Origin of the sequence: Bacillus sp. 7894-2 (assembly GCF_002272225.1) — a bacterium.
Lineage (GTDB): Bacteria > Bacillota > Bacilli > Bacillales > Cytobacillaceae > Cytobacillus.
On the sequence record NZ_NPDG01000039.1, the window covers coordinates 1 to 8,481 of the forward strand.

Annotated in this window: 9 protein-coding genes; 6 read left to right on the forward strand and 3 right to left on the reverse strand. The window is 43.3% G+C overall.

Annotated elements, in window-relative coordinates; all coding sequences use genetic code 11:
- Window positions 1-141 precede the first annotated feature (141 nt).
- The 3 genes from CHI10_RS06820 to CHI10_RS06830 all read right to left on the reverse strand — a co-directional run bounded on the left by CHI10_RS06820 (window position 142) and on the right by CHI10_RS06830 (window position 1,053).
- Window positions 142-489, reverse strand: coding sequence for a spore coat protein (locus tag CHI10_RS06820; protein WP_095243555.1), 348 nt, complete (start codon window positions 487-489; stop codon window positions 142-144).
- Window positions 490-504: 15 nt separating this feature from the next.
- Entirely contained in the window at window positions 505-777 is a 273-nt protein-coding gene (locus CHI10_RS06825; protein ID WP_035329342.1) for a hypothetical protein, read from the reverse strand.
- 144 nt (window positions 778-921) lie between these two features.
- Window positions 922-1,053 carry a YuzL family protein gene (locus CHI10_RS06830; RefSeq protein ID WP_076258846.1) on the reverse strand — a complete coding sequence of 44 codons (132 nt, stop codon included), beginning with the start codon at window positions 1,051-1,053 and terminating at the stop codon, window positions 922-924.
- Between the two features lie 263 nt (window positions 1,054-1,316).
- Here CHI10_RS06830 and CHI10_RS06835 point away from each other — a divergent pair, with 263 nt between their 5' ends.
- The 6 genes from CHI10_RS06835 (at window position 1,317) to CHI10_RS06860 (ending at window position 8,195) form a co-directional block, all read left to right on the forward strand.
- Window positions 1,317-3,698, forward strand: a complete 2,382-nt coding sequence (locus CHI10_RS06835) for a 3-hydroxyacyl-CoA dehydrogenase/enoyl-CoA hydratase family protein (protein WP_095243559.1) — start codon at window positions 1,317-1,319, stop codon at window positions 3,696-3,698.
- Between the two features lie 39 nt (window positions 3,699-3,737).
- A complete protein-coding gene (locus CHI10_RS06840) occupies window positions 3,738-4,913 on the forward strand; it encodes an acetyl-CoA C-acetyltransferase (protein WP_095243556.1) in 1,176 nt (391 codons plus the stop codon).
- Window positions 4,914-4,978: 65 nt separating this feature from the next.
- Window positions 4,979-6,763 (forward strand): acyl-CoA dehydrogenase family protein, encoded by a 1,785-nt coding sequence (locus tag CHI10_RS06845; RefSeq protein ID WP_095243557.1) that lies wholly within the window; start codon window positions 4,979-4,981, stop codon window positions 6,761-6,763.
- A gap of 209 nt (window positions 6,764-6,972) precedes the next feature.
- A complete protein-coding gene (locus CHI10_RS06850) occupies window positions 6,973-7,332 on the forward strand; it encodes an arsenate reductase family protein (RefSeq protein ID WP_095243560.1) in 360 nt (119 codons plus the stop codon).
- Between the two features lie 75 nt (window positions 7,333-7,407).
- The gene (gene gcvH, locus CHI10_RS06855; RefSeq protein WP_009331744.1) at window positions 7,408-7,791 is read left to right on the forward strand and encodes a glycine cleavage system protein GcvH; all 384 of its coding nucleotides are present in this window, start codon (window positions 7,408-7,410) and stop codon (window positions 7,789-7,791) included.
- Between the two features lie 161 nt (window positions 7,792-7,952).
- Entirely contained in the window at window positions 7,953-8,195 is a 243-nt protein-coding gene (locus CHI10_RS06860; RefSeq protein ID WP_095243558.1) for a YusG family protein, read from the forward strand.
- The last annotated feature ends 286 nt before the right edge of the window (window positions 8,196-8,481 follow it).

Sequence of the window (8,481 nt, forward strand, 5' to 3'; positions counted from 1 at the left end):
CCTCCCAAAAAGGCAAAGAACGCCTTTCCGTGAGGCTCGACTTGTGCTTGAGGGCCGCAGGATGCGGGTCATGCAGACGTTGCCACAGGACGTGGCGTTCTTAGTCTGCGTTCCTTCGTGGACAAGGCGCTTCCGCTTTTCCTATTGCATCTGGCCATTGCCATATGGCAATTGATTCGTATAGCCCTGGAACTGCTGATAAGATTGCTGGAGCTTTTGCTGATCTGCAGCTTCAACCTTATACCAGCCTTTTTTGAACATTAGATTGTAAAATTCTCTCTGCTGGTTTTGGGTTTCATTGAATGCTGCAAGAATATCCTGATAGAGGTTCTGGTGGCTTGCCTCATTTAAGGCAACTGAATAGGCATCTGTCATATATTTTTCAGTAGACAGAATATCATTTGTAAAATCCCGCTCATTCATTTGCGGTGTTTTATTTACCTGTGTTTCGGGATTTTGAATCGTATTGGGATTCTGGTTCTGGTTCATTTTCAATGCTCCTTCCTATTGCATTCCCATAAAGTTTTGCTGACTTTGCTGGTTTAAATGAACAAGCAGCTGTTCATAGTGACGCTGATGCATTTGACCGCACTGCTCGAAATGTGTTTTTAGCTCCTGGTCCTGGCATTGCTGCGCGTAAAAATGCGCTTTTTTGCAGGCCAGAAGATTCCATGAAAGCATGTCTGTTAAGTAAAGGGCATCTTTAGTGGAAATGACAGCAGGAGGCTGCTGCATAATGCCCTGCTGATTCTGCATGTTCATATTTTGCTGCTGCATAATTTGTTCCTCCAATTCTAATAGCGTTATTTGAACATATCTTGCCTCTGAAAAACGTTTGCTATTCTGCGGCAGATGATTTACCTATCTGCATAATGCATACTATAAAAAGACCGAAGGCAGCCTGTTTTCAAAAAAAACGGCTCATCGCTTATATTGATTATTTTGGCTATTTCTTTTCTTAGGTCCTTCCCTCTCAACAGTCGGGCCTGCATCTCCCTGGACACTAGCAGCGCTGACTCCTGCCTTAGAAGGATCTTTTTTCATTTTTCCCATTTCTTTCACCTCCGCTCACGAATTAAAAATGTTTCCTTTTTAGAGTGTCCAAAACACTTATCACAAATTGCACAAAAAAATTACAGCTGAGACAATATAAAATTTCAAAACATTTTTAAATTTCCGCTTAAAATCATTGCGTAAATTTTGCAAATATTTTATAGTTATAATTAACAGAACTCATTCAGAAGAGAAGCATATTTTTTTTGAAAATAAAATGAATGAGTATTCATTCAAAAAAGCAAAAGGGGGAAACAAAGTTGATCCAACAAATAAAAAAGGCGGCAGTTTTAGGCTCAGGAGTCATGGGATCGGGGATCGCAGCCCATCTGGCCAATATCGGAATTCCAACACTTTTACTGGATATCGCGCCTCGCGAATTAACGGATGCCGAAAAGGCGAAGGGGCTTACCCTTGAAAATAAAGCAGTCCGCAATCGAATCAGTGAAGGGAACCGACAAAAGCTGTTAAAACAAAAGCCCGCCCCATTAACTTCTAAAAAGAAAATGGCTTTGATTGAGGCAGGAAACTTTGAAGATGACATGGAGCGTCTGAAGGATGTCGATTGGATTATTGAAGTTGTTGTGGAAAACCTCAGCATCAAGAAACAGGTTTTTGAAAAAGTAGACCAGCATCGTAAGCCAGGGAGCATTGTCAGCTCCAACACCTCAGGGATATCTGTTGAAGCAATGTCAGAAGGGCGCTCGGAAGATTTTCAAAAACACTTCCTTGGAACACATTTCTTTAATCCTCCCCGCTACTTAAAGCTGCTTGAAGTTATTCCTACTAAAAAAACTTCTTCTGAAGTGCTGTCATTTATGAAGCAGTTTGGCGAAGATGTACTGGGAAAAGGTGTAGTTGAAGCAAAAGATACACCAAACTTTATTGCCAACCGGATCGGCACGTATGGCCTGCTGGTTACAGTGCAGGAGATGCTTAAGGGCGGATACAGTGTAGGCGAAGTGGATTCCATAACAGGTCCGCTGATTGGCCGTCCGAAAAGTGCTACCTTCAGAACACTTGATGTAGTAGGGCTTGATACATTTATACACGTGGCAAACAATGTTTATGACCAGGTGGACGGGAAAGAAAAGGCTGTTTTTGAAGTTCCTGACTTCATGAAGGTGATGCAGGAAAAAGGCTGGCTCGGAAGCAAAACAGGTCAAGGGTTTTTCCTGAAAAAAGGCAAAGAGATTCTGGAGCTGAATCCGGAAACTTTGGAATATGGCCCGCGCCAAAAGCTTAAGACAGCTTCGACTGAACTGGCCAAACAGGCAAAAGGCACTGCGGGGAAATTGAAAGCGCTTGTATACTCAGATGATCGCTCCGGCCAATTATTGTGGAACATACTCAGCCCGGCTCTTCTTTATTCAGCACAGCTTCACGGCGAAATAGCTGATGATGTGACAGCGATAGACCGTGCGATGAAATGGGGCTTTGGCTGGGAACTGGGCCCGTTTGAAACCTGGGATGCCATTGGAGTAGAGAAAGCGGTTCGAAAAATGGAGGAAGCAGGCGAAGAAGTGCCGGCATGGGTAAAAGAGATGCTGGAAAAAGGCATTAATTCCTTCTACAAAGAAGAAGAGGGACGGAAATATTTTTATCATAATGGCGAGTACAGATTAATCGAGGAAAACCCTAAAGTACTTAATTTAAAACAGCTTAAGAAGCAAAAAGGTGTTATCAAAAAGAATACCGGTGCAAGCCTTGTTGATATAGGCGATGGGGTTGCATTGCTTGAGTTCCATTCGCAAAGCAATGCTATTGGATTGGATATTATCCAGATGATCAACTTTGCGGTAGATGAAGTGGAGAAGAACTACAAAGGGCTTGTAATCGGGAATCAGGGCAAGAACTTCTGTGTAGGTGCCAACCTTGGAATGATTCTTATGGAAGCGCAGGATGACAATATTTATGAACTGGATATGGTTGTCCGCCACTTCCAGAATGCCATGATGAAAATTAAGTACAGCGCGAAGCCGGTTGTTGCCGCTCCATTTGGCATGACACTTGGCGGCGGGGCTGAGGTATGTCTGCCTGCTGCACATATTCAGGCATCAAGCGAAACATATATGGGGCTCGTTGAAGTGGGTGTCGGCCTGATCCCGGGAGGAAGCGGAAACAAGGAGCTTTATTTGAAGTATCTTGAAAATATGCCAAATGGTGTGGAATTTGACCTTCAAAAGGTTGCGAATAAAGTGTTTGAATCGATTGCAATGGCAAAGGTTTCAACTTCTGGCGAGGAAGCAAGAGACAATAACTTCCTGAACCTGGCAGATGGCATAAGTGTGAATGGGGATCATCTCCTTTATGATGCAAAGCAGGCTGTTCTTGCCCTGCATGAGAAAGGCTATAAGCCTCCTGTCCGCAAAAAGGTGCCTGTTGTCGGTGAAACCGGTTATGCAACCCTTCTGCTTGGAGCACAGGCAATGCTTTACTCCGGCTATATCTCAGAGCATGATTTGAAAATTGCCAAAAAGCTTGCCTATGTAATTGCAGGCGGAAAAGTGCCATACGGAACAGAAGTTGATGAGCAATACTTGCTTGACTTGGAGCGCGAAGCATTCCTTAGCCTTGTTGCGGAACCAAAATCACAGCAGCGCATGCAGCACATGCTTTTAAAAGGGAAACCATTGCGCAATTAAGTGATAGAGTGGGACATTAATAGAAAGAGAGGGAACATGATGAGAGAAGCGGTTATAGTTTCAGGTGCCAGGACACCGGTCGGAAAAGCCAAAAAAGGTACGCTTGCAAATGTCAGGCCGGATGACTTAGGCGCGCTCGCAGTAAAAGAAACCCTAAAGCGTGCAGGGAATTATGAAGGAAATATCGATGATTTAATTATCGGATGTTCGATGCCTGAAGCAGAACAGGGGCTGAACATGGCCAGGAATATCGGTGCCCTTGCCGGACTTTCACACGAAGTTCCGGGGATAACGATCAATCGCTATTGTTCTTCAGGCCTGCAGGCTATTGCCTATGCAGCTGAAAAAATCATGATTGGCCATGCAGATACAATTATCGCCGGCGGAGCAGAATCTATGAGCCTGGTGCCAATGATGGGGCATGTAGTCCGCCCGAACGCCAAACTGGCGGAAACAGCTCCTCAATATTATATGGGTATGGGACATACAGCTGAAGAGGTTGCAAAAAAGTATGGCATTACACGTGAAGCCCAGGATGCATTTGCTGTCAGAAGTCATCAGAAGGCTGCTAAGGCAATCCAGGAAGGCAAATTTGCAGATGAAATTGTACCTGTAGACGTAACGTTCAGATCTGTTGGAAAAGACAATAAGCTGATTGAAAAAACAATCCAATTTAGCCAGGATGAAGGTGTTCGTGCAGATTCCACAATTGAATCACTTGGAAAACTGCGTCCCGCATTCTCGGTAACCGGAAGTGTCACAGCCGGAAATTCATCGCAGACAAGTGATGGAGCAGCAGCCCTAATGGTTATGGACCGGGAAAAGGCAGAATCATCCGGTTTGAAGCCAATGGCTAAATTCAGAAGCTTTGCCGTAGGCGGTGTTCCTCCTGAGATCATGGGTGTCGGCCCGGTTGTGGCCATTCCCAAAGCATTAAAGCTTGCAGGGCTGGAGCTTTCGGATATTGGTTTATTTGAATTGAATGAAGCTTTTGCATCCCAATCCATTCAAATTATCCGTGAGCTGGGATTGGATGAAGAGAAGGTAAATGTTAACGGAGGCGCTATTGCACTCGGGCACCCGCTGGGCTGTTCCGGAGCCAAGCTCACTCTGTCTCTAATTCATGAAATGAAACGCCGTAATCAGCAATTCGGAGTTGTAACAATGTGCATCGGAGGCGGCATGGGCGCAGCCGGAGTATTTGAACTTTTATAAGATGAATCAAAAATTGGAGAGAAGCCACAGGCTTTTCACCGCAAAAACAGAATGGGGGAAAGTAAATGTCAAATCAAACTGAAAATCTTATCAAAGGCGGAAGCTTTTTAATCGAAGATGTTTCCTATGACCGGGTTTTTACACCTGAGGACTATACAGATGAGCAGGTTATGATTGCTAAGACGACTGAAGATTATGTAGTGAATGAAGTTGTACCGCAAATTGAATATCTTGAAAACCATGAATTTGACCGTTCGGTAAAACTATTGAAGCAAGCTGGGGATCTTGGCCTATTAGGCGCAGATGTTCCAGAAGAATACGGCGGACTTGCTTTAGATAAAGTAAGCTCAGCACTTATTGCAGAGAAAATGGCGCGTGCAGGCGGATTTTCTATCTCTCACGGCGCACATGTCGGCATCGGTTCCCTTCCGATTGTTCTATTCGGTAATGAAGAGCAAAAGCAAAAATACCTTCCTCAACTTGCTACAGGCGAAAAGCTTGCCGCTTATGCATTGACAGAGCCAAGCTCAGGTTCTGACGCTCTTGGGGCAAAAACAACCGCCAAGCTAAATGCTGAGGGCACACACTATGTATTGAATGGTGAAAAGCAATGGATTACAAATGCAGGCTTTGCAGATGTTTTCGTTGTATACGCAAAAATTGACGGCGAACACTTCTCTGCATTCATCGTTGAAAGAGAGTTTCCTGGTGTATCTGTAGGGGCTGAAGAAAAGAAAATGGGTATCAAGAGCTCTTCTACCCGTACATTAATTCTAGAAGATGCTCAGGTGCCTAAGGAAAACCTGCTGGGTGAATTCGGCAAGGGCCATGTGATTGCTTTTAATATCTTAAATATTGGCCGCTATAAGTTGGGTGTAGGAGCAGTTGGGGGAGCGAAGCGTGCATTCGAACTGGCTGTTCAGTATGCGAACCAGCGCCAGCAGTTTAAAACACCTATCTCTCAATTTAACTTGACTAAAGAAAAACTGGGCACTATGGCTTCCAAAATTTATGCAGCGGAAAGTGCAGTGTATCGTACAGTAGGTTTGTTCGAGGACCGTATGAGCAAGCTTACAGATGAAGAAATAAAAGATGGCAAGGAAGTCGCAAAGTCAATTGCTGAATATGCCATTGAGTGCTCCATGAATAAATTCTTCAATACGGAAGTCCTCGACTACGTAGTAGATGAAGGTGTTCAAATCCACGGGGGCTATGGTTTCATGGCTGAGTATGAGATTGAAAGAGCTTACCGTGATTCACGCATTAACCGTATTTTCGAAGGAACAAACGAAATCAACCGTCTATTAGTGCCAGGCACGTACCTCCGCAAAGCTCTAAAAGGAGAGCTTCCGTTATTCCAGAAAGCCCAGGCGCTGCAGGAAGAGCTCATGATGATGATGCCTGAAGAGCCTGGTGACGAGCCGCTTGCGCAGGAAAAATATCTGGTTAAGAACGCGAAGAAAATCGGACTGCTTGCTGCTGGTCTGGCAGCACAAAAGTATGGAAAGGCTCTTGATAAAGAACAGGAAGTACTCGTAAACATTGCGGATATTATTTCGAATGCTTATGCAATGGAATCTGTTGTTCTTCGCACTGAAAAGGCTATTGAAAAAGCTGGCCTTGAAAAGAGCAAACAAAAGCTTCTGTACACTCAAATCTTCTGCCAGGAGGCATTTAACGAAATTGAGCAGGATGCAAAGGAAACACTTGTGGCAGTAGAAAACGGCGATTCACTGCGCATGATGATGTCTGCACTGCGCAAATTCACACGCCACACACCAGTCAACGTGATTACAAAGAAGCGTGAAGTATCGGAAAAACTGATCGATGCTGAACGTTTTACAGTTTAAACTGACTTAGCTCCCTTCCGATGAAGGGGGCTTTATTTTTGTAAAAATATACTTTCAAAAACTTTTTCCGGCATGCAGGAACAAATAGAAAAATGTCGAATATTAAATTGGTGATCAAGGTTATGCTTTGTCACCCTTTTATGTTACTATTCAATTAAAAGGCAGCAATTTTGGATAAGCCTGAATTTGCTAAAATGGGTGGTGAAAAAATGGCGTTGACTTTTTATTGGTATCCTAAATGCGGGACATGCCGTAAGGCCAAGAAATGGCTTGACGAACATAATCTGTCCTATGAAGAAATACATATAACAGAGAATCCGCCTTCACGAAGCGAACTTGAAGCGCTTTATAAAAAGAGCGATTTGGAACTAAAGAAGTTCTTTAATACGAGTGGCCAAAAATATCGGGAGCTCGGTTTGAAGGACAAAGTAAAAACCTCTTCAGATGAAGAACTGCTCGACATTTTGGCAACAGACGGCATGCTGATCAAGCGACCGCTGCTGACAGATGGAGAGAAAGTAACAGTTGGCTTCAAAGAAGAGGAATATGAAAAGACATGGCTTTCCTAATAGCTGGATGCCATCATTAACCATGAGATCGATTTACTGATCATAAATTGAAATATTAATATGGAGGGATACATAATGAGCACACCAAAAGAATTACGTTATTCAGAAGAGCATGAGTGGGTAAAAACAGAAGATGGGAAAGTCCGCATTGGGATTACGCATTTCGCGCAATCAGAACTTGGTGACATCGTATTCGTTGAGCTTCCAGAAGTTGGCGATGAGCTAAGTGCCAACGAACCATTCGGAAGCGTAGAATCTGTAAAAACAGTTTCTGAACTTTATGCGCCTCTAAGCGGTAAAGTGGTAGAAGTAAATGAAGACCTTAACGACAACCCTGAGTTCGTAAACGAATCTCCATATGAAAAAGCATGGATGGTTGTGGTGGAACCTTCAGATTTGAGCGAAGTAGAAAGCCTGATGACTGCTGAGCAATATGAAGAAATGACAAACGAAGACTAATTAGAGAGCCGGTTCACTTCCGAACCGGTTTTTTGCGTCTTTTAGGGTATATCATGTCCAGCTGCATCTGTTTTTTTGTTCTTACCTTTATTTGCTATTTTTCTTTTACAGAGACATGGCAAAACTATGGGTACCCAGATGCATGAAAGGAATGATTACCCATGACATTGAAGCAGCAGAAAATCGATATAACTGACCGGGTCGTCGGCAAATTTAACAATAATGATGGGATAGATCTTTATCTTGAAAACGAAAAAATTGGACAAATCAGCCTTCCGGAAGGATCTTCTTTCAACTTGTCCCATCATTTTGAAACCGAACACCAAAAAATATACCAGAATGTCTCCGTCCCGGATCAAGCTCAAGCGCGCTACACAGACTGTGACGAAGGCGGCTGGTGCTGACTACTGTAAACAGCGGAATGACTTCCGCTGTTTATTTAATAGGCTAAAGCAATTTGAGCGGGCATACAATAAAATATAAATATTTTTCATCAAAAACAATTCGTTTCCTAAACTGGATAAGGAATATACAAAATCAGCATAGCCCTAACCATCAAAATGGGCAGGAGATTCACACCATAACCGAGAATAATGAATATATTAAGATAAAAACCACTGCATGACTGGCTTTTAACTTTGCTGTTCTTATAAAGTTTGTTGCATTAAAAAATTTCATTTTCTGAGTTGA